The sequence below is a fragment of the Nocardioides sp. NPDC058538 genome, from assembly GCF_042719275.1.
In the GTDB taxonomy this organism is placed as follows: domain Bacteria; phylum Actinomycetota; class Actinomycetes; order Propionibacteriales; family Nocardioidaceae; genus Nocardioides.
In genome coordinates this window covers 375,373-395,463 of sequence record NZ_JBHXNY010000001.1, presented here as the reverse complement: position 1 = coordinate 395,463, position 20,091 = coordinate 375,373, and the positions used below count along the sequence as shown (strand labels likewise).

18 protein-coding genes are annotated in these 20,091 nt (G+C 68.3%); 6 read left to right on the top strand and 12 right to left on the bottom strand.

What is annotated here, in order from left to right:
• Window positions 1-48: 48 nt before the first annotated feature.
• Window positions 49-684, top strand: a complete 636-nt coding sequence (locus tag ACFWQC_RS01880) for a TetR/AcrR family transcriptional regulator (protein WP_378672233.1) — start codon at window positions 49-51, stop codon at window positions 682-684.
• A gap of 3 nt (window positions 685-687) precedes the next feature.
• Here the strand turns inward: ACFWQC_RS01880 and ACFWQC_RS01875 are convergent, their stop codons facing one another.
• The 3 genes from ACFWQC_RS01875 to ACFWQC_RS01865 form a co-directional block, all read right to left on the bottom strand.
• Window positions 688-1,746: a S66 peptidase family protein gene (locus ACFWQC_RS01875; RefSeq protein WP_378672229.1), complete on the bottom strand. Its 1,059-nt coding sequence runs from the start codon at window positions 1,744-1,746 to the stop codon at window positions 688-690.
• 191 nt (window positions 1,747-1,937) lie between these two features.
• Window positions 1,938-3,221, bottom strand: coding sequence for a thymidine phosphorylase (locus ACFWQC_RS01870; protein WP_378672226.1), 1,284 nt, complete (start codon window positions 3,219-3,221; stop codon window positions 1,938-1,940).
• A gap of 144 nt (window positions 3,222-3,365) precedes the next feature.
• Window positions 3,366-3,779, bottom strand: a complete 414-nt coding sequence (locus tag ACFWQC_RS01865; RefSeq protein WP_378672223.1) for a cytidine deaminase — start codon at window positions 3,777-3,779, stop codon at window positions 3,366-3,368.
• Between the two features lie 179 nt (window positions 3,780-3,958).
• Here ACFWQC_RS01865 and ACFWQC_RS01860 point away from each other — a divergent pair, with 179 nt between their 5' ends.
• The 4 genes from ACFWQC_RS01860 to ACFWQC_RS01845 all read left to right on the top strand — a co-directional run bounded on the left by ACFWQC_RS01860 (window position 3,959) and on the right by ACFWQC_RS01845 (window position 9,296).
• Window positions 3,959-5,047, top strand: coding sequence for a BMP family protein (locus ACFWQC_RS01860; protein WP_378672220.1), 1,089 nt, complete (start codon window positions 3,959-3,961; stop codon window positions 5,045-5,047).
• 114 nt (window positions 5,048-5,161) lie between these two features.
• A complete protein-coding gene (locus ACFWQC_RS01855) occupies window positions 5,162-6,676 on the top strand; it encodes an ABC transporter ATP-binding protein (protein WP_378672217.1) in 1,515 nt (504 codons plus the stop codon).
• Window positions 6,673-8,007, top strand: coding sequence for an ABC transporter permease (locus tag ACFWQC_RS01850; protein ID WP_378672214.1), 1,335 nt, complete (start codon window positions 6,673-6,675; stop codon window positions 8,005-8,007). The genes ACFWQC_RS01855 and ACFWQC_RS01850 overlap by 4 nt, the downstream gene beginning before the upstream one ends.
• A 5-nt stretch (window positions 8,008-8,012) precedes the next feature.
• Window positions 8,013-9,296, top strand: a complete 1,284-nt coding sequence (locus tag ACFWQC_RS01845) for an ABC transporter permease (protein ID WP_378672211.1) — start codon at window positions 8,013-8,015, stop codon at window positions 9,294-9,296.
• 105 nt (window positions 9,297-9,401) lie between these two features.
• Here ACFWQC_RS01845 and ACFWQC_RS01840 read toward each other — a convergent pair whose 3' ends face one another.
• The 4 genes from ACFWQC_RS01840 to pdhA form a co-directional block, all read right to left on the bottom strand.
• Window positions 9,402-11,456 carry a calcium-binding protein gene (locus ACFWQC_RS01840; RefSeq protein ID WP_378672208.1) on the bottom strand — a complete coding sequence of 685 codons (2,055 nt, stop codon included), beginning with the start codon at window positions 11,454-11,456 and terminating at the stop codon, window positions 9,402-9,404.
• 112 nt (window positions 11,457-11,568) lie between these two features.
• Entirely contained in the window at window positions 11,569-12,861 is a 1,293-nt protein-coding gene (locus tag ACFWQC_RS01835) for a dihydrolipoamide acetyltransferase family protein (RefSeq protein WP_378672205.1), read from the bottom strand.
• The gene (locus ACFWQC_RS01830) at window positions 12,855-13,862 is read right to left on the bottom strand and encodes an alpha-ketoacid dehydrogenase subunit beta (protein WP_378672202.1); all 1,008 of its coding nucleotides are present in this window, start codon (window positions 13,860-13,862) and stop codon (window positions 12,855-12,857) included. Before ACFWQC_RS01830 ends, ACFWQC_RS01835 begins: the two co-directional genes overlap by 7 nt.
• Entirely contained in the window at window positions 13,859-14,995 is a 1,137-nt protein-coding gene (gene pdhA / locus ACFWQC_RS01825) for a pyruvate dehydrogenase (acetyl-transferring) E1 component subunit alpha (protein ID WP_378672199.1), read from the bottom strand. Before pdhA ends, ACFWQC_RS01830 begins: the two co-directional genes overlap by 4 nt.
• Before the next feature lie 203 nt (window positions 14,996-15,198).
• Between pdhA and ACFWQC_RS01820 the strand changes: the two genes are divergently transcribed.
• The gene (locus tag ACFWQC_RS01820) at window positions 15,199-16,293 is read left to right on the top strand and encodes a DUF2855 family protein (RefSeq protein ID WP_378672196.1); all 1,095 of its coding nucleotides are present in this window, start codon (window positions 15,199-15,201) and stop codon (window positions 16,291-16,293) included.
• A gap of 24 nt (window positions 16,294-16,317) precedes the next feature.
• Here the strand turns inward: ACFWQC_RS01820 and ACFWQC_RS01815 are convergent, their stop codons facing one another.
• From ACFWQC_RS01815 to ACFWQC_RS01795, 5 genes are all read right to left on the bottom strand, one after another.
• Window positions 16,318-17,292: a glutathione S-transferase family protein gene (locus ACFWQC_RS01815; RefSeq protein WP_378672193.1), complete on the bottom strand. Its 975-nt coding sequence runs from the start codon at window positions 17,290-17,292 to the stop codon at window positions 16,318-16,320.
• A gap of 38 nt (window positions 17,293-17,330) precedes the next feature.
• A complete protein-coding gene (locus tag ACFWQC_RS01810) occupies window positions 17,331-17,792 on the bottom strand; it encodes a hypothetical protein (protein ID WP_378672190.1) in 462 nt (153 codons plus the stop codon).
• The gene (locus ACFWQC_RS01805; protein WP_378672187.1) at window positions 17,789-18,400 is read right to left on the bottom strand and encodes a CDP-alcohol phosphatidyltransferase family protein; all 612 of its coding nucleotides are present in this window, start codon (window positions 18,398-18,400) and stop codon (window positions 17,789-17,791) included. Before ACFWQC_RS01805 ends, ACFWQC_RS01810 begins: the two co-directional genes overlap by 4 nt.
• A gap of 151 nt (window positions 18,401-18,551) precedes the next feature.
• The gene (locus tag ACFWQC_RS01800) at window positions 18,552-18,929 is read right to left on the bottom strand and encodes a hypothetical protein (protein WP_378672184.1); all 378 of its coding nucleotides are present in this window, start codon (window positions 18,927-18,929) and stop codon (window positions 18,552-18,554) included.
• Window positions 18,930-19,077: 148 nt separating this feature from the next.
• The gene (locus tag ACFWQC_RS01795; RefSeq protein ID WP_378672181.1) at window positions 19,078-20,079 is read right to left on the bottom strand and encodes a putative zinc-binding metallopeptidase; all 1,002 of its coding nucleotides are present in this window, start codon (window positions 20,077-20,079) and stop codon (window positions 19,078-19,080) included.
• Between the last annotated feature and the right edge of the window lie 12 nt (window positions 20,080-20,091).

Genomic DNA, 20,091 nt, shown 5'->3' with positions numbered 1-20,091 from the left:
TCCTTGATCGCTAGGTTTAATCACCTGATTAAAGCGTACGATGAACCCATGCCGCCACGGAAGCGAACAGCCGGGACCGAGAAGACCAGCGATGAGACCCGCCGGCGCCTGCTCGACGCCGCCGACGAGGTGCTGCGCGAGAAGGGCTACGCCGGCGCCTCGGCGCGCAACATCGCCACCGCCGCCGGGGTCACCTCGGCGCTGGTCTTCTACCACTTCGGCGGCGTCGACCAGCTCCTGCTGGCGGCGATGGACCGTGACACCGCCGCGCGGATGGAGGCGCACGGCGCGACGATGGCGGAGGTACGTACGGTCGAGGAGTTCGCCGCCGCCGCGGTCACGATCTACCGCACCGACCTGGAGCGCGGGTCACTGGCGAAGTTCAGCGAGATGATCGCCGCCGCGGTCACCAACGAGGACCTCCGCAAGGAGATCACCGAGCGCGCCGAGCCGTGGCTCGACTTCGTCGCCGAGCACTGGGACCGCGTCACCCGCGGCACGCCACTGGGCAAGCTGCTGCCCGCGCGCGACGTGGCAAACGCGGCCATCACGTTCTACCTCGGCGTCAACCTGTTCTCCGTGATCGACCCCGATCGTCAGCGCACCGAGGACGTCTTCGCCCTCGCCCAGCGGCTGGCGCCGCGGGCGAAGCTGCTCACCATGAAGCTCCCCCGCCGCCGGTAGCCCTCAGGAGTAGTCGGCCCACAGACGCCGGGAGGTGCCGTCGACGGTCATCTCGCCGCCGTAGGGCACGATCCACTGCGGTCGGGTGTGCCCGAACGGCGGGCCGACGACGACCACCGCGTCCGGGTTGTAGCGGGCGATGGTCTCGATCGCCGCGTCGCGCTGCTCGGCGCGCTTGGCGGCACGCTCCTCGGCGCTAGGCTGGCGTTCACTGGTCGTTTCAGGCATGGCCGACGTCGGCGGGCGGGCGACGATCACCGCGTCGATCGCCTCGAGCAGCCCACGCTCGCCCAGCGAACGCGTGATCCAGCCGAACTCGTGCGCCGGGATGAGCTCCTCGGAGGTCTCCAGGAGGAGTACACCGCCCGCCAGCACCCCCGGGTCGGCCGGGAAGCGCCCGGCGGTCAGTGCCCACTGGAGGATCTCGATGCAGCCGCCCCAGGTGCGGCCGGTGACCTTACGGGCAGGGCCGGCCCAGGTCCACGGCTCGGTCGCCTCACGCTCGCCGTACTCGGTCAGCGCGCGTGGGTCGTTCCAGTCGCGGCCGATGTCCTCGGACTCCCCCGGCTCGGTGATCTCGAGGGTCTCGCCGGTGAGGAGCGCCGCCTTGAGCGAGGCCTCGTGGATCGGGTCGAGCCCCGGTCCCGGGCCGAGGTGGACCTGCGTCGACCCGCCGTGGAACGCGGCGACGCCGTTGGTCCACAGCCAGTTGAGGAGGTTCGTGTTGTCGCTGTAGCCGAGGAACGGCTTCGGGTCCTTGCGGATCAGGTCCGCGTCGAGGTGCGGGATCACGGTGATCTGGTCCTCACCGCCGATCGTCGCCAGCACCGCCCGGATCTCCGGGTCGCCGAAGGCGGCGTTCAGGTCGGCCGCCCGCTCCTGCGGCGTCGCACCGACCTTCCGCGTCGTCGGATACTCCACCGGCACCAGCCCGGTCACCTCGGTCAACCGCGTCAGCGCCTGCTCGTGGATCGCCGGTGCCACCCCCGGTGCGGCGAACGAGGGTGACAGCACGGCGACCTTGTCGCCCGCGACGGCCTTGGGTGGCTTGACGATCTCCATGGGTGAAGTCTGGCTTCCCGCTCGGGCGCTGCGCGACCGGTTATCTCTCCCCCGCTGGTCGAGCCGGATTCGTGAGGGACGAACGAATCCGTGTCGAGACCAACACGGTCCCATCGAGCGCGGCAAGGGACCGTGTTGGTCTCGACACGCTCGGCCGCAGGCGGCCTCACGGCTCGACCAGCGGTCGGCAGTCAGCCGATGCGGTCGAGGATCAGCGGCGTCGGCTCGTACGCAGCCCCGTCCTCGATCTCGTAGCCACCCTCCAGCGAGGCCAGCGCACGGTCGAAGCGCTCAGGGGTGTCGGTGTGAAGGGTGAACAGCGGCGTACCAGCAGTGACGGAGTCGCCCGGGCGAGCGTGCCAGGTGACGCCGGCCCCGGCCTGGACGGCGTCCTCCTTCCGCTCCCGCCCGGCGCCGAGGCGCCAGGCGGCGAGCCCGACGGCCATCGCGTCGAGCCGGGTGAGGACACCGGACGTCGGCGCGGTGACCACGTGTGTCTCGCGGGCGACCGGCAGCGGCGCCGACGGATCGCCGCCCTGGGCCGAGATCATCGCCCGCCAGGAGTCCATGGCCTTGCCGGAGGCGAGTACGTCGGCGGGGTCCGGACCGGACACACCGGCAACGGCCAGCATCTCCCGGGCCAGCGCGACGGTGAGCTCAACGACGTCGGCGGGTCCACCGCCCGCCAGGACCTCGACGGACTCGGTGACCTCGATCGCGTTGCCGGCGGTCAGGCCGAGCGGGGTGGCCATGTCGGTCACGAGCGCGACCGTGTTGACGCCCGCGTCGGTGCCGAGATCGACCATGGTGCGCGCCAGCTCCTGCGCGGAGGCGAGCGTCTTCATGAACGCCCCGGCGCCGACCTTGACGTCGAGGACCAGCGCCCCGGTGCCCTCGGCGATCTTCTTGGACATGATCGAGGAGGCGATCAGCGGGATCGACTCGACGGTGCCGGTGACGTCGCGCAGCGCGTACAGCTTGCGATCGGCCGGGGCCAGCCCCTCACCTGCCGCGCAGATCACCGCGCCGACCGACCCGAGCTGGTCCAGCATCTCCTCGTTGGACAGCGACGCGCGCCACCCGGGGATCGACTCGAGCTTGTCGAGCGTGCCGCCGGTGTGGCCGAGCCCGCGCCCGGACAGCTGCGGCACCGCCACGCCGCACGCGGCGACCAGCGGCGCCAGCGGCAGCGTGATCTTGTCGCCCACGCCGCCGGTGGAGTGCTTGTCGGCGGTCGGCCTTGCCAGGGAGGAGAACGACATCCGCTCGCCCGACGCGATCATCGCCGCCGTCCACCGCGCGATCTCGCGCCGCGACATCCCGTTGAGCAGGATCGCCATGTTGAGCGCCGACATCTGCTCCTCGGCCACGACCCCGGCCGTGTAGGCCGCGATCATCCAGTCGATCTGGGAGTCGCTCAGCTCGCCGCCGTCGCGCTTGGCGAGGATCACCTCGACCGCATCATGTTCCGCCATGCGGACAGCGTAAGGCGCGACTGCTGCACGTCCGCTACCGGACGACGCCTCTCACCCACGACCGCCCGGAGAAGTGGTCACTATGGGCCTCCTCGAGCCGCCGGCGACGGCCCAGAGTGACCACTTCTCGAACCGGAACGTGGATCACGCGAGGTTCTCCGCGCCAAAGGCGTCGGGAAGGACCTCGGACATCGGCCTCACGCCCGAGACGGTCATCAGCAGCAGCTCCGGGCCGCCGTTCTCCCAGAGCAGCTGACGGCAGCGGCCGCAGGGCATGATGACCTCGCCGGCGCCGTTCACGCAGACGACGTGGGTGAGTCGGCCGCCGCCGGTCATGTGCAGCGAGGAGACCAGGCCACACTCGGCGCACAGCGTGACGCCGTAGGCCGCGTTCTCCACGTTGCACCCCTGGAGAAGGCGCCCATCGTCGGCGACTCCGGCCACTCCGACGGGGTAGTTGGAGTAGGGCGCGTACGCATGTTTTGCGGCCTCCACCGCTTGCGCACGCAGGCCTTCCCAGTCAAAGCCCTCTGCGGCGTACGTCTGCTTCTCGGTCATGGTTCGACCTTAAAGCCTGTCCGGACAACCAAGCACAAGGTACGAGGCTTAGGCTTCGTCGAGATCAAAAGTTGGTAACCGTTCGCGTAATCCCTGGCAATGCTCGGTCTTTGGGGAGAACGTTCGGACATGAATGTCCTTTGCGCCGCGCTTCGCGGAGCAACGACCTGGAGGCACCAGTGAAGAACAACATGAAGAAGGCCGCCGCCGGCGGCTTCGCCGCGGTCCTGACCGCTGCCGCGCTCGCCGCGTGCGGAGAGGCGCCGGCCGAGCGCGCCGGGGAGGGGAACAGCGACTACCTTCCCTGCATCGTCTCCGACGAGGGCGGGTTCGACGACAAGTCGTTCAACCAGCTCAGCTACGAGGGCGTGAAGGAAGCCGCGGACGAGCTGGGCTCGAAGTTCAAGGACGTCGAGTCCAACAGCCCCAACGACTACACCTCCAACCTGGAGGGCCTGGTGGGGCAGAGCTGCGACACCATCGTGACCGTCGGCTTCGCGCTGTCGGCGGCGACCATCGAGTCCGCCAAGGCCAACCCCGAGACCGAGTACGTCCTGATCGACGACGCGGCCGACGCCGACTTCGACGGCAAGACGGACGCGGAGAACATCAAGCCGATCCTCTACGACACCGCCCAGGCCGCGTTCCTGGCCGGCTACGTCGCCGCCGACTACACCAAGACCGGCGTCGTCGGCACCTACGGCGGCCAGCCGTTCCCGACCGTGACGATCTTCATGGACGGGTTCAAGCAGGGCGTCGAGTACTACGCGAAGACCAAGAACAAGGACGTCAAGGTCGTCGGCTACGAGGGCGGCGAGAAGGGCTCCTTCACCGGCGAGTTCGTCGCCAACGAGAAGGCCACCAACACCGCCCGCCAGATCATCGACCAGAACGCCGACGTGATCCTGCCGGTCGGCGGCCCGATCTACCAGGGTGCGCTCACCGCGATCGCCGACTCCGGCAAGGAGGTCGCCCTGATCGGTGTCGACGCCGACTTCTACGAGACCGACCCGAACACCCAGGACGTCGTGCTCACCTCCATCCTGAAGAACATGAAGACCTCCACCACGGATGTCATCCTCGCCGCGGGTGAGGACAAGTTCGACGCGACGCCGTACGTCGGCACGCTCGAGAACGACGGGGTCGGCCTGGCGCCGTTCCACAACTTCGAGTCGAAGGTCTCCGAGACTCTCCCCGACGAGATCGAGGAAGTCACCGCCGGCATCAAGGACGGCTCGATCAAGGTCAACTCCTACCTGGCGGAGTGACCCACCCGGTGGCCCCGCTCGCCGGGACCACCATGACGAGGGGGCCGGATGCACCCGGCCCCCTCGCCACGTACTTCCGGAACTTCTTCACCCCTGCAAGGAATGATCCGTGCCATGAGACTCGCGCTTCGCGACATCACCAAGCGCTTCGGCTCCCTGGTCGCCAACGACCACATCTCCCTGACCGTCGAGCCGGGTGAGATCCACTGCCTGCTCGGTGAGAACGGTGCGGGCAAGTCCACGCTGATGAACGTGCTCTACGGCCTCTACCAGGCCGACGAGGGCGAGATCGTCATCGACGACGAGCCGCAGCGCTTCAAGGGTCCCGGCGACGCGATGGCCGCCGGCATCGGCATGGTGCACCAGCACTTCATGCTCATCCCCGTCTTCACCGTCGCCGAGAACGTCATGCTCGGCCACGAGACCACCGGGTTCGCCGGCAGCCTCGACCTGGACGCCGCCCGCAAGCGGGTCCGGGAGATCTCCGACCGCTTCGGCTTCCACGTGGACCCCGACGCGCTCGTCGAGGATCTCCCCGTCGGCGTGCAGCAGCGGGTCGAGATCATCAAGGCGCTCTCGCGTGACGCCGAGGTGCTCGTCTTCGACGAGCCCACCGCCGTGCTGACGCCGCAGGAGACCGATGAGCTGATGGCGATCATGCGCCAGCTCAAGGAGTCGGGCACGGGCATCGTGTTCATCACCCACAAGCTTCGCGAGGTGCGCGAGGTGGCCGACCGGATCACGGTCATCCGCCGCGGCACGGTCGTCGGCGAGGCCTCCCCGGAGGCCTCCAACGCCGAGCTCGCGGCGCTGATGGTCGGGCGCCCGGTCGAGCTCAAGGTGCACAAGGACCCGGCGCAGCCGGGCGAGCGCGCACTCGTCGTCTCCGACCTCACCGTGGCCGACGAGGACGGCCGTGTCCACGTCGACTCGATCAGCTTCCACATCGACGCCGGCGAGATCCTCGCCGTCGCCGGGGTCCAGGGCAACGGCCAGACCGAGCTCACCGAGGCCATGGTCGGCCTGGCTCCGCACGTCGAGGGCTCGATCAAGCTCGACGGCCGCGAGATCGTGGGCCGCTCGGTGCGCAAGGCGCTCGAGGCGGGGATCGGGTTCATCCCCGAGGACCGCCAGGTCGACGGCCTGGTCAGCAACTTCACCATCGCCGAGAACCTCATGCTCAACCGCAGCTATGACGAGCCCTTCGTCTCGCGCGGCTCGCTGAACCTGAAGAAGCTCGACACCTTCGCCAAGGAGAAGCTGGCCGAGTACGACGTCCGCGCCCCCGGGGTCTCGACCCTGGCCGGACAGCTGTCGGGCGGCAACCAGCAGAAGGTCGTTGTCGCCCGAGAACTCTCCCGTGACCTGCGACTTCTCGTCGCGGCACAGCCGACGCGCGGTGTCGATGTCGGGTCGATCGAGTTCATCCACCAGCAGATCGTGGCCGCGCGCGACACCGGTGTCCCGGTGCTCGTGGTCTCCACCGAGCTCGACGAGATCGCCGCCCTCGCCGACCGGATCATGGTCCTCTACCGCGGGCGGGTCGTGGGCATCGTGCCCGCCGACACCTCCCGCGACACCCTCGGCCTGATGATGGCCGGCGAGACTCCTGAAGGGATCGAGTCGTGAGTGAGAAGGGGCCGGAGAACCAGCCGGCCGAGAAGACAGAGCCCACCGAGCAGGCGGAGGGCGCGGCCGCCGAGACGACCGGAGCGAGGTCGAGCGGCGAGCTTGCTCGTCCGCTCGCGCCGAGCGAGGGAGTGACCGCGCGAAGCGCGGACGCCGACCGGGTGCCCGAGGCGAGCCGTTGGCACGTGGCGATGCGCGAGATCACCACGGGCAACGCGCTGGTCGCGGTGCTCTCGGTGGTGCTCGCGATGTTCTTCGGGTCGCTGATGATCCTCTTCACCGACGAGGACGTCCGCTACGGGCTCTCCTACTTCTTCGCCCGCCCCTCCGACACGTTCTTCTACGCGTGGGAGGCCATCTCGGGGGCGTACGTCTCGCTGTGGCGGGGTTCGGTCTACAACGACCTGGGCGGCACGTTCGCCCAGCAGATCAAGCCGATCACCGAGACGATGAAGTTCGCCGCGCCGCTGACGCTGGCCGGGCTCGGCATCGGCCTGACCTTCCGCGCCGGGCTCTTCAACATCGGTGGTCGCGGTCAGATGCTGCTCGGTGGCGCCGCGGCCGCGTTCGTGGCGGTCAGGCTCGACCTGCCGATGATCGTGCACCTGCCGCTGGCAATCCTCGTCGGAGCGCTGGCCGCCGCCCTGTGGGGCGGGATCGCCGGCCTCCTCAAGGCACTCACCGGCGCCCACGAGGTGATCGTGACGATCATGCTCAACTACATCGGCTACTACCTCGTCTTCTACGCCCTGACCCGCAAGTCGCTGCTCCAAGCGCCCGGGTCGGGCAACCCGAAGTCCTCGCCGATGCCGGAGTCGGCGATCCTGCCGGACCTGCTCGGGCCGCAGTTCAACCTGCATGCCGGTTTCCTGCTCGCCGTGCTGGCGACGTTCCTGGTCTGGTGGATCCTCAACCGTTCCTCGCTCGGCTACCGGTTCCGCGCGGTCGGCGAGAACCCCGCCGCCGCCAAGGCTTCCGGCATCAACGTCGGGGTCGCCTACCTGAGCGCGTTCCTGATCTCCGGCGCCCTGGTCGGGCTGGCCGGTGTCAACCAGGTGCTCGGCTCGGTGACCGACGGCGCGACCAGCGGTCTCGACGCCGGGATCGGCTTCGACGCGATCACCGTCGCGCTGCTCGGACGGTCCCGTCCGTTCGGCATCCTGGCCGCCGGGATCCTGTTCGGCGCGTTCAAGTCCGGCGGCTTCTTCATGCAGGCCTCCGAAGGCATCCCGGTCGACATCGTGCTGGTCATCCAGTCCCTGATCGTGCTGTTCCTCGCCGCGCCACCTTTGGTGAAGGCGATCTTCCGACTCCCCACGAAGGAGGCCTGAGGACCATGTCCGTTGTCGATCTTCCGGTCAACTCCGACGCACCAGTCGTCGCCGAGCGCATCCCGGGCCTGTGGAAGACGCCCATCGTCATGGCTGTGTTCACCGTGCTGGTGGCGTTGCTGGTCATCCTGGCTCCTCGCACCGGCGACTCCACCTTCAGGTGGAGTCGCGACGGTGACTGGTTCGCCATCCCCGACATCACGCTGCCCGCCAACGGCATCGTCTGGACGGCCGTGGTCCTGTGCCTGCTGTGCACGGCGTACGCCGTCTGGAACGCTCGCGCCGGCCGCAAGACTCCCCTGGTGCTGGTCGCGGCGTTCGCCGTGATCGCGGTGTCCGGGTTCCTGGCCTGGGCGGTCGCGGGCAAGACGCTTCCCGTGGTCGGCCTGCTCGCCGGCTCGCTGGCGCTGGCGGTGCCGCTCGTGTTCGGTGCGCTCGGCGGCGTAGTCGGTGAGCGGTCGGGCGTCGTCAACATCGCCATCGACGGCCAGCTTCTCTTCGGCGCCTTCGGCGCGGCGATCGTCGCCTCCCTCACCGGCAGCCCGTGGGCGGGCCTGGTGGCCGCGATGGTCGCGGGGATGCTGGTCGCACTGCTCCTTGGGCTGTTCGCGATCACCTACTGGGTCGAGCAGGTCATCGTCGGTGTCGTCCTCAACGTGCTCGTGATCGGCTTCACCAGCTTCATGTTCTCCCAGGTCCTCTCGGAGAATGCCGCGGCGCTCAACAACCCGCCCCACTTCCCGCGCTTGGAGATCCCGCTGCTGTCCGGCATCCCGGTCGTCGGCCCGATCTTCTTCCGCCAGACGGTGCTGGTCTACATCATGTACGCCGCCGTCTTCCTCGTCGCCTGGGCCCTCTACCGCTCCAAGTGGGGCCTGCGCGTGCGCGCGGTCGGCGAGCACCCGAAGGCGGCCGACACCGTCGGCATCAACGTGATCGCCACCCGCTACCGCACCGTGCTGCTGGCCGGCGCGATCGCGGGCATCGGCGGGGCGACGTACACGCTCGTCTCGGTGCCGTCCTTCGGCCGCGAGATGACCGGCGGCGCGGGCTACATCGCGCTCGCGGCGGTGATCTTCGGCAAGTGGGATCCGATCAAGGCGACGCTGGCGGCGCTGCTCTTCGGCTTCGCCTCCAACGTCGAGTCCGTGCTCTCGGTGATCGGCTCGCCGGTGCCGTCGCAGTTCATGCTGATGCTGCCGTACGTCGTGACGATCTTCGCTGTCGCCGGGCTCGTCGGGCACTCGCGTGCCCCGGCCGCCGACGGCGTGCCCTACCGGAAGGGCTAGCCCCGAGTCAGACCAGCGCGGGGGGGGGGGGGGGGGGCCCCCGCCCCGGGGGCCCCCCCCCCCCCCCACGCAGCTGACGACTCGGCGTTGTCAGAAAGGCAACGCCTACTCGCCGACGACCTGGATCACGGGAATGTCAGCGTGCCCCAGGTAGCTCCCGGTGGCGTCAGCGAACGCTGCATCGGTGAATCCCACATGGTTGGAGCCACGGTCCAGGAGGCCGATCCAGAGGTGGTACGTCCCCGTCGAGGTGCCCTGCGGGACGACCACATAGCCCTCCCACCAGCCGTCGAAGACGGTGCCGCTCGCCAGGTCGAGCGATACCCGCTGGAACGACGGATCGCTCGCTGAACCACTCGCGATCAGCTCGGCGTCCACTTGGCCGATCCCGCCGGACGCGGTGTACGGATCGGTCACCCGCGCCCGCACCCGGATCCGGTCGGCGCCGGTGGCCGTGCGGACAGTGCTCTTGTCGAGCTGCACCGACATCAGCGTTGGCGGCTTGGTGTCCTGGGCGGGGCCGGTGACGTCGACCCTGCTCAGATCGCCCGGCAGCTCCCGCCAGTCGGAGCAGCACCAGCCGTGGTCGACATAGGCGTGGTACGCCTCCGGACCGAGCCACTCAGTGATGTGGCCGACGCGGTCGACCGCCTCCACGAACAGGTTGTAGACACCGCCCGGCGACCCCTTCGGAACCGTCAGTGTCGTGGTCCAGATGCCGTCACGCGTCGTGCCGCTGGCTCGGGCGACGGACTCGTCGCAGGCCACTGAGTCGTACGGATCAGAAGCACTGGCCCCTGGACGGAGCAGGCACATCCCGATCTCTTTGATCCCCGACTTCGCATCGGTCGCGTGCACCGACACCTGCACGGTCTTCGCAGCCGAGGTCACGTTGACCGAGGTGGGTGACAGCTTCGTGACCGCGACAGTCGGCGGGGTCATGTCGGGATCGCTGTCGGTGACCGTGAGCTTCCCGTAGGCACCACCGCCGTAGCGACCGGCAGAGTCCGTGATCGAGACCTGTGCGTGCATCGTCTGCGCCGGGGTGTAGCGCGGCACCGTCACCGTGTGCTCGTACCAACCGTCACGCGGCCCGCCCGACACCCTGGTCATGGAGCTGATGTAGATCGAGTCGCGGAAGTTGTTGTTCTCGATGGTCACGTGCGCCTGGATGTAGTCGATCCCGATGTCGTCGCTCGCCCGCAGACGCAGCTTCACCTTGGCATCTGCGGCCGTGGTGTCGACCGTGCTCGGGACGAACGCCGCGCTGACCACCTTCGGAGCGGCCTTGTCGGTGCCGCAGCCGCCGAGCAGGTAGTCATAGGTGTCATAGCTGCAACGGTTGATGCCGGTGCCACCGGTCAGCTGGTCGGTCCCGGCGCCACCGGTGAGGACGTCGTCGTTGCTCTCACCTTCGAGGTGATCGTTGCCGTCTCCACCGGCGAGCTGGTCGGCGCCGCTGCCACCTCGTATCTGATCGGCTCCGGCGTCACCCCAGAGGCGATCCGCATCGGACTCTCCGAGGACCAGATCGTTGTGGTTGCCACCGTGCAGCTGATCGTTGCCCGCACCGCCGTAGAGCCCGTCGGCGTTGTCTCCCCCGTACGCGCGGTCGTTGCCCTTGCCACCCAGGATGCGGTCGCCGCCTGTGCCGCCGTAGAGCTCGTCCCAGCCGGTCCCGCCGTTGATCGTGTCCGGGTCGGCTTCGCCGTAGATGTGGTCGTGACCGTCATCGCCCTGGATCTGGTCGTTGCCGGAGCCACCGCGGATGGTGTCGTCCGAGGTGCCGCCGTAGAGATAGTCGGAGGACGATCCGCCGTAGACGGCATCCGCGCCGGCTTCGCCTCGGATGCTGTCACGCCCGGTTCCGCCGAGCAGCTTGTCGGTGCCGTAGCTGCCGTAGATCCGGTCGTTGCCTCCACCACCGTCGACGAGGTCGTTGCCGCTGCGCGCGTAGATCACGTCGCTGCCACCGCGACCACAGATGACGTCGCGCCCCGATGTGCCTCGTAGGACGTCCGCGCCGGACGTACCGACGATCGTGCAACGTACGCCGGTCGATGTTGTCGCCGCGCTCGCCGGACTCGCCACGAGCACGGTCGCCGAGGCGGCCATCGCGACGATCCCGGCAAGCAGCGTGCGCCCCGTCAGGAGCACCATTCCTGCCTCCAGAAATCCTCAGGCCCGCGCCAGCGCGGGCCTGAGGATCGTGCCAGATCCCATACCCCTCGAGGTAGCGAATTGGCGTTCTGTGGAGCGATTGTCGAACGGGTCAGAACAGCAGGGCCGTGCTCGGGTCGCCGACGATCCTCGCCACGTCGGCGAGGAAGCGGGAGCCCGCCTCGCCGTCGATGTGGCGGTGGTCGAAGCTGAGCGCGAGGGTGCAGACGTCGCGCGGCTCGATGCGCTCGTCGTCACCAGTGCCGACAACCCACGGCTGACGCTTGATCGCCCCGACGGAGAGGATCGCGGACTCGCCCGGGTTGATGATCGGGGCGCCGCCGTCGATGCCGAACGGACCGATGTTGGTGATCGTGAACGTCCCGCCGGTCTGGTCGGCCGGCGGGGTCTTGCCGGTGCGAGCGGTGGCGGTGAGCTCGTTGATCGCGGCTCCGAGCTCGACCAGGGACATCCGGTCGGCGCCCTTCACGTTCGGTACCTGGAGGCCCCTGGGAGTGGCCGCGGCGATGCCGAGGTTGACGTACTCCTTGAAGACGATCTCCTGGGCGGCCTCATCCCACCAGGAGTTTACGATCGGCGTACGTCGCATCGCCAGGAGCGTCGCCTTGGCCACGATCAGCAGGGGGCTGACGCGGACCTCGGCGAAGTCACGGTTGGCCTTGAGGCCGGCGACCAGCTCGGACGTACGTGTCACATCGATCGTCGTCCAGATGGTCACGTGCGGCAGCGTGAATGCCGAGTCGACCATCGCCTGGCCCATCTGCTTTCGCAGGCCCTTGATCGGCTCACGACGCTCGCGGTCCCCGCTGGTTGAGCCGGGCTCCTGAGGTACGAAGGAGCCCGTGTCGAAACCAACAGAGTCGAGGTCCGCGGTCGTGATCACGCCGTCTGCCCGAGCGGGCGTGACGCTGGATAGATCTATCCCGCGGTCCCGGGCGGCCTTGCGGGCGGTCGGCTTGGCGAGCACGCCGGTGCCCGCGGCGGCGGCCGGCGCGGAGACGGTGCGGTTGCGGCGTACGACCGCGTCTTCCTTGGAGCCGTAGCCGACCAGCGTCAGCGGCTTCTCGGCTTCGTCCGGCTCTGGAGCTGCCGTCTCGGCCGACGCAACTGACGTCTCGGCCGACGCAGCTGACGTCTCGGCGGGGGCGTCGCCGATGCGGATGATCGGGGTGCCGACCTGGACCTCGGTGCCGACCTCGACCAGGAGCTCCTGGACCACCCCCGCGTAGGGCGAGGGGAGCTCGACGACGGACTTGGCGGTCTCGATGTCGCAGACGGGGTCGTTGACCTTGATGACGTCGCCGACCACGACGTGCCACTCGACGATCTCGGCCTCGGTGAGGCCCTCGCCGACGTCGGGCAGCTTGAACTCGGAGGTCACCATGCCAGGCTCCTGTCGACGGCATCGAGGACCCGGTCGAGGTCGGGGAGGAAGTACTCCTCCGCCCGGGCCGGCGGGTAGGGCGTGTCGAACCCGCCCACGCGCAGGACCGGTGCCTCCAGGGAGTGGAAGCAGGTCTCGGTGATCCGGGCGGCGAGCTCGGCGCCGAGACCGAGGTTGACGTGAGCCTCGTGGACGACGACGGCACGGCCGGTACGCCGCACCGACTCGTAGACCGGCGCCATGTCCAGCGGCGAGAGCGTGCGCAGGTCGATCACCTCGACCGACTTGCCCTCCCCCGCAGCCGCCTCGGCGGCGGTCAGCGCGGTCTTCACGGTCGGCCCGTAGGCCAGCATCGTCAGGTCGGTGCCGGTCCGCGTCACCCGCGAGGCGAACAGCGGACCAGGCGTGGCGTCGACGTCCACGGCGGCCTTTGTCGAGTGGTAGAGCCGCTTCGGCTCCAGGAAGATCACCGGGTCAGGGTGGGAGATCGCCTGCTGGATCATCCAGTAGGCGTCGACCGGGTCCGAGCAGGCCACCACCTTGAGACCAGGGGTGTGCGCGAACTGCGCCTCGGGCGACTCGCTGTGGTGCTCCACGGCCCCGATGCCGCCGCCGAACGGGATCCGGATGACCATCGGCATCGCGACCCGGCCGCCGGAGCGGTAGTGGAACTTGGCCACCTGCGACACGATCTGGTCATAGGCCGGGTAGACGAACCCGTCGAACTGGATCTCCACCACCGGCCGGTAGCCCCGCAGCGCGAGCCCGACCGCCGTGCCGACGATCCCCGACTCCGCCAGCGGCGTGTCGATCACCCGGGCCTCGCCGAAGTCCTTCTGCAGCCCGTCGGTGATCCGGAAGACACCACCGAGCCGGCCGATGTCCTCACCCATCAGGACGACCTTGTCGTCGTCCTCCATCGCGCGTCGGAGCCCTGCGTTGAGCGCCTTCGCAAGCGTCATCTTGGCCGAAGCGGATCCCGAGGCAGTGTGCGCAGTCATCGCGAGGCCCCCTCGTGCTCGAAGGAGGCGAGGTACGCCGCATAGCCGTCGCGCTGCTCACGCAGCTCGTCGGGCAGCTCGGTGTAGACGTTGTCGAAGAGGCGTACGGGATCGGGCTCGGGCAGAGCGTGGATCCCGGCACGCAGACGCTCGCCGAACTCCTCGGCCTCGGCCTCCACCTTGGCGAAGAAGGAGGTCGAGGCGCCACCACCGCGGCGCAGATAGGCCTCGACCCGGGCGATCGGGTCCTTGAGCTTCCACGCCTGGACCTCGTCGGACAGCCGGTAGCGGGTCGGGTCGTCGGTGGTCGTGTGGGCGCCCATCCGGTAGGTGTAGGCCTCGATCATCGTCGGACCGCCACCCTCACGGGCTCGCTTGAGCGCCGACTTCATCACCTCGTACGTCGCCAGCACGTCGTTGCCGTCGACACGGATGCCCGGAAAGCCGAAGCCCTGGGCGCGCTTGTAGAGCGGCACCTTGACCATCTGCTCGACCGGCTCGGAGATGGCCCACTGGTTGTTCTGGCAGAAGAAGACGACCGGGGCGTTGTAGGAGGCGGCGAAGACCATCGCCTCGTTGACGTCGCCCTGCGAGGAGGCGCCGTCACCGAAGTGGGCCACGACAGCCGTGTCCCGCAGAGGGTCGCCGGTGCCGACGAGGCCGTCCATCTGGACACCCATCGCGTAGCCGGTCGCGTGCAGCGTCTGGGCTCCGATGACGATCGTGTAGAGCCCGAAGTTGTGCTCGGCGGGGTCCCAGCCACCTTGGTCGGTGCCCCGGAAGAGTCCGAGCAGCTGCATCGGGTCGACGTCGCGGCACCAGGCCACGCCGTGCTCGCGGTAGGTCGGGAAGACGAAGTCCTGGGGCGCGAGCGCGCGGGCCGCGCCGATCTGCGCCGCCTCCTGGCCCAGCAGCTGTGCCCACAGGCCCAGCTCGCCGTGGCGCTGCAGCGCGGTGGCCTCGACGTCGAGGCGACGGGTGAGCACCATGTCGCGGTAGAAGCCGCGTACGGCCTCGTCCTCAGGTCGGTCGGGTGAGAACTCGAAGTCCGGGTGCGAGACCCGTTCTCCCTCGGGGTTCAGCAGCTGCACCATGTCGGTGTGGCTGGGACTCGGATCCAGAAATTCAGTCATCACGCTTCCTTCACACGGGGTGGGGTTGCCACCGCTGGCTACGCCGATCACGGGCTTGTGATCCGTGGCACATCGGCATAGCCAAACGGTACCCGCCCCCGGGGAGAGAGGGGCCCGAGTGACATCAACGTAGACAACTAAGCAAGCGCTTAGTAAGTTCTACGAGACCGCGCTGACACCCCGGCCCAGGAGATGAGGAACCGATGACTCGTATTGCCCGAGTGGAGTCGCTCAAGAGCGACCTTGGAGTGGCTGACCTGGTGGACCTCCCGACACCGCAGCTCGACGAGGGCGAGGTGCTGGCACGGATCGAACGCTTCGCTCTGACGACGAACAACATGACCTACGCGGTCTACGGCGACGCTCTGGGCTATTGGAATCTGTTCCCGGCCGAACGGTCCGGGTACGGCTGCATGCCGGCGTGGGGGCACGCGGAGATCGTCGAGTCGAAGGCCTCCGACGTCCCCGTGGGGACGCGGATCTTCGGCTACTTCCCCATCGCGACCCACCTGACGATGCGACCCACGACGGTCACCGCCCGTAGCTTCGTCGACGGTGCCGAGCACCGCACCGGCACGCCCCAGGTCTACAACCTCTACGAGCTCCAGCCCGCGGAGACCGACCCACGACAGGACAGCCTCACCGCCATCTTCCGCGCCCTGTTCATCACCTCCTACACCGCCGCCGACTACCTCCGCGACCGCGACTTCTTCGGCGCCGAGCAGTTCGTGATCTCGAGCGCGTCGAGCAAGACGGCGTACGGCACCGCCTACTGCCTCGCCGACTCACCGGCACCGAAGATCGCGCTCACCTCGGCCCGCAACATGGAGTTCGTGAAGGGCCTCGGCCACTACACCGCGGCACTTGAGTACGCCGACCTGACAGCCATCGACAGCACCAGACGGACCGTCTACGTCGACCTGTCAGGCGACGGAGACCTGCGCCGCCGGGTTCACGAGCACTTCGGTAACCGGCTCGCCTTCGACTGCCTCATCGGGTCGACCCAAGCCGACGGCTTCCCCGAGGACGACGCCAGCCTCGCGGGACCCGCTCCGGTCTTCTTCTTCGCAGCCCTCCAGCTCGATGCCTACAAGGCCGAAGGCCAGTCGCGCGCGTTCATGCAGCGTTATCGACGCGACGAACGTGACTTCCTCGAGCGCGTGGGAGGTACGGAGCAGCCCTCGATCAAGCTGCTCGAGCACACTGGCCTCGAGGACGCCCCCGCAGTGATAGCCGGCTTCCACGAGGGATCGACGGACCCCGCCGTCGGCCACATCTTCATCCCCGACGCGGGCTGATCGCCCACGCACCGAGGAGTGCGCCTAGTGGTCTGAGCCCAGCGACTCGCGCCCGTGCGGCTCGTCCCAGCCGGAGAGGTCAGGACCGGCGGGCACGATCTGCGTCGGGTTCAGGTCGGTGTGGACGACGTAGTAGTGCTGCTTGATCTGGTCGAAGTCGAGCGTCTCGCCGATCCCGGGGGTCTGGTAGAGGTCGCGCGCGTAGGCCCACAGCGCGGGGAACTCGACGAGCTTCTGCCGGTTGCACTTGAAGTGGCCGTGGTAGACCGCGTCGAAGCGGGCCAGCGTCGTGAACAGCCGGATGTCGGACTCGGTGAGCTGGTCGCCGACCAGGTAGCGCTGCCCGGAGAGCCGCTCCTCGAGCCAGTCGAGGGCAGCGAAGAGACGTGAGTACGCAGCGTCGTACGCCTCCTGCGAGCCGGCGAAGCCACACCGGTAGACCCCGTTGTTGACCTCGGTGAAGACCCGCTGGTTGACCTCGTCCATCTCCTCGCGCAGCGCGCGCGGCCACAGGTCGGGCGCGTCGTCGGCGAAGAAGTCGGTCCACTCGTGGAAGAAGTCGTGGGTGATCCATGGGAAGTCGTTGGTGACGACCTTGCCGGAGGCCTCCTCGACGATCGCCGGCACCGTGATGCCGCGCGGGTAGTCGGGGTAGCGCTTGAAGTAGGCCTCCTGCAGCCGCTCGATGCCGAGCACCGGGTCGACTCCGCCGGGGTCGAGGTCGAAGGTCCACGACCGGGCGTCGTGCGTCGGCCCGGCGAGGCCGAGGGAGATGACGTCTTGCAGCCCGAGCAGGTTGCGCACGATGATCGCCCGGTTGGCCCACGGGCACGCGGCGGCCGCGACCAGCCTGTAGCGGCCCGGCTCGACCGGCCACAACGGCACGTCGCTCGGCCCGAACTCGGGCGTCCGCGCGTCTCGCGTGATCCGGTCCGGGATGTAGTTCATGTCCCGGTTGAACTCGTTGCCGGGCTGTACGTAGGTCGCCTGCTCCTGCATGGGCTCACTCTAACGTTGTGGTTGAATCCTGAAGCGAATCAGAGGTACGTCCAGGCGAGACCCGCCGCCTCCAGGATCACCCAGAACCGCAGCGCACGGGAGACGAGCACCGTGAGCGTGAAGATCGGCAGGTTGAACCGCAGGGCGCCGAAGAGCACCGCCATCACCGCGAGCGGCGGAAAGCCGGAGAAGCCTGACGCGGCCAGGAGTGCGGCGGCCAGAACCGGGCGGCCTGAGGTCCGGGCGTACCAGCGGTCATAGGAGCCCTGCCACCTGGGCGACTCGAGCTTCTTCCTGATCCAGGGGATCTGGGTTGATCCGCGACCGGCGTAGTACCAGACCACCTTGCCGCCGGTCTGGCCGAGCCCGGCGACGAGCCCGAGCAACGGTGGCCACCAACCGGAGTTCTGGGCGACGACGGAAAGGTACGCCTCGGCGTTCATCACCGGGATGAGCGCAGAGCCGAGACAGAAGAGCAGCGTGCCGATCAGAAGTCTCATCGAGGGACGGGCAAGCCGATCCTGAGGAGCCGTCCCAGCGAGACGCACTTCATGACCAGCAGGGCCGTGGCGATAGCCAGACCCACCCACATCCAGCCGGTGACCAGCAGCAGGATCGCGAAGAGCCCCGAGTTGAGCGCCTTGCCCGGGTGGGACCAGTTCCACCGCCACAGCGTCCGGTCGATGACGTAGAAGTAGTTCGGGCTCTTGATCGGCCAGGCCAGGTAGGCGATCGAGAGGAAGCAGTCGATCACCATGAACTCCGCCAGGTAGACGAAGATCGCCGGCGACAGGTCCGGCTGCAGGAACGCCAGCCCGACGTAGAACGCCGCCGCGCAGAGACGGTCGGAGAAGATGTCGAGCACCCCGCCGATCCGCGTCTCCTCATCGCGCCATCGGGCGACCGCCCCGTCGAGGCTGTCCCCGACCCAGTAGACGATCAGCGCGATGACCAGGAGCGTCAGGCTGCCCTGAGACGCGGCGCTCGCCGACAGCACCACCGACGCGATGGTGCGTACGAACGTGATCACCGTCGCCGACGTCCACAGCCGTTCCGACTCGGGGTGGGCACGCTCCTTGGCGTCGATGATGACAGCGGTGTCGGTCATGGTCCGGAGCATAGAGTGCCGATAGTCGTCGTCCGGGTCGAATCTCCCCGCCGCTCAGCCCGCGTCGCGCACCAGGACCGCGGGCGAGACAACGAAGGGGTAGAGGTCGACGCGATGCCCTCGATCCGAGCCAGCCTGTGCAACTGAGTCGTCACTTGTACTGTTCAGAGACCGCGCGAATACACTCCCGCAGTTCCTCAGGCGGTACGTCCGGCGCGGAGAATCCCCCGCGGGGGTCGAGCGTGGCGGTGAATCCTCGCTCACCGAGGCGCTCGACGACCTCGCCATCAAGCCTGTCGAAGAACTTTTGAACGCGCCGTTGCACCGCTTCGGAGATCAGCTCCTTGCATGCTGGGTCGAAATATGCCTCTTGACCTGAATTCAGGTCGCCCCGCAATTCGAAGGACCCACTTTCCCGCGAGATCCTCACACCATGTCGCGCAAAGCCGAGGTTCGCTCTGACTTCATCGGAGCGAAGGTCGCGATCATCATGCTCAGGCGACGTCTTGCTCGAGCGTTTCGATTCCATTGTGGCTCGATCCCTTCACCCGCCGACCTGTCCACAGCCGCTCATCCTCCACATTGGCGTACTCCTGGCATCCGTGATCGCGGCCGTGACGGACATGTTGGGAGTTTAGATTGCCGATGAGCACCGCCGGTACGGAATGAGTGGAGGGTCAGCCCGCGTCGCGCACCAGGGAGGAGACGAAGTCGAGCTTGTCCAGCACTGCCGGCGGGATGACGAAGGGGTACAGATCGTCGTGGCCCATGGACCGGCTGATGACGTTCAGCGCGGCCGAGAGGGGCACCCAGATGTCGGTGACGACCTGCCGGAACGGCATCTCGGCGGGCACCGGGTCGGCGAGCCCGTACGCCGCCGCGGAGCCGAGCGTGTCGCGGATGTGCAGGTAGTGGGCCCAGGTCTCGGCGAAGTCCTCGAAGGGGTGCATGGTCGCGTAGGTCGAGATGTAGTTCTCGGTCCAGCCCGCGGGCGGTCCTTCGGAGTAGTGGCGCTGGAGCGACTCCTCATAGGAGACCGACTCGTCGCCGAAGACCTCGGTGCAGCGCTTCATCAGCTCGGGCCCCCGGACCAGCTGCCACTCGTAGTAGTGGCCGACCTCGTGCCGGAAGTGGCCGAGCAGGGTGCGGTAGGGCTCGTCGAGCGTCGCCCGGACGTGCTCACGGTAGGCGTCGTCGGACTCGGCCAGGTCGATCGTGATCACGCCGCCGTCGTGACCGATGACCACGTCGGGGGTGGACGCGACGCCGTCGCTGGCCAGCAGGTCGAAGGTGAGCCCCTCGGCAGGGTCCTCGGCCTTGGTGCGGATCTCCAGACCGAGGTTGTCGAGCTCGACGACGAGGTGGCGTTTCGCCTGTTCGGCAAGGGAGTACTGCTGCTGGACGAACTCGGGCGCGGCGTCGTTGGGCCGGGTCCGGGTCAGCTCGCAGGCGAAGCAGATGCCGCCTTCGATGCGGGCCAGCCAGGTGCATCCGGTCTCGAGCGTGTTGGCGCAGACCCACCAGATGTAGCCGTCGCTGTCGACGTACCTGCCCTCGGGCGAGACCGGGACGATCGCGCGCTCCTCGCGGGCGTAGGCGAGCCGGGTGCCGCACGAGACGCACGCCGAGTTCTCGAAGTAGAGACGGTTGCCGCACTCCCGACAGGTGAACGCTTCCATGCCCTCATCATC

Bases quoted from the DNA above. Each gene is read 5' to 3' on its own strand.
- ACFWQC_RS01815 (WP_378672193.1), bottom strand. From the start codon at position 17,292: ATGCAGGAGCAGGCGACCTACGTACAGCCCGGCAACGAGTTCAACCGG.
- ACFWQC_RS01855 (WP_378672217.1), top strand. From the start codon at position 5,162: ATGAGACTCGCGCTTCGCGACATCACCAAGCGCTTCGGCTCCCTGGTC.
- ACFWQC_RS01810 (WP_378672190.1), bottom strand. From the start codon at position 17,792: ATGAGACTTCTGATCGGCACGCTGCTCTTCTGTCTCGGCTCTGCGCTC.
- ACFWQC_RS01880 (WP_378672233.1), top strand. From the start codon at position 49: ATGCCGCCACGGAAGCGAACAGCCGGGACCGAGAAGACCAGCGATGAG.
- ACFWQC_RS01835 (WP_378672205.1), bottom strand. From the start codon at position 12,861: ATGGTGACCTCCGAGTTCAAGCTGCCCGACGTCGGCGAGGGCCTCACC.
- ACFWQC_RS01875 (WP_378672229.1), bottom strand. From the start codon at position 1,746: ATGGAGATCGTCAAGCCACCCAAGGCCGTCGCGGGCGACAAGGTCGCC.
- ACFWQC_RS01805 (WP_378672187.1), bottom strand. From the start codon at position 18,400: ATGACCGACACCGCTGTCATCATCGACGCCAAGGAGCGTGCCCACCCC.
- ACFWQC_RS01870 (WP_378672226.1), bottom strand. From the start codon at position 3,221: ATGGCGGAACATGATGCGGTCGAGGTGATCCTCGCCAAGCGCGACGGC.
- ACFWQC_RS01795 (WP_378672181.1), bottom strand. From the start codon at position 20,079: ATGGAAGCGTTCACCTGTCGGGAGTGCGGCAACCGTCTCTACTTCGAG.
- ACFWQC_RS01845 (WP_378672211.1), top strand. From the start codon at position 8,013: ATGTCCGTTGTCGATCTTCCGGTCAACTCCGACGCACCAGTCGTCGCC.
- ACFWQC_RS01865 (WP_378672223.1), bottom strand. From the start codon at position 3,779: ATGACCGAGAAGCAGACGTACGCCGCAGAGGGCTTTGACTGGGAAGGC.
- ACFWQC_RS01820 (WP_378672196.1), top strand. From the start codon at position 15,199: ATGACTCGTATTGCCCGAGTGGAGTCGCTCAAGAGCGACCTTGGAGTG.
- ACFWQC_RS01840 (WP_378672208.1), bottom strand. From the start codon at position 11,456: ATGGTGCTCCTGACGGGGCGCACGCTGCTTGCCGGGATCGTCGCGATG.
- ACFWQC_RS01800 (WP_378672184.1), bottom strand. From the start codon at position 18,929: ATGGAATCGAAACGCTCGAGCAAGACGTCGCCTGAGCATGATGATCGC.
- ACFWQC_RS01830 (WP_378672202.1), bottom strand. From the start codon at position 13,862: ATGACTGCGCACACTGCCTCGGGATCCGCTTCGGCCAAGATGACGCTT.
- pdhA (WP_378672199.1), bottom strand. From the start codon at position 14,995: ATGACTGAATTTCTGGATCCGAGTCCCAGCCACACCGACATGGTGCAG.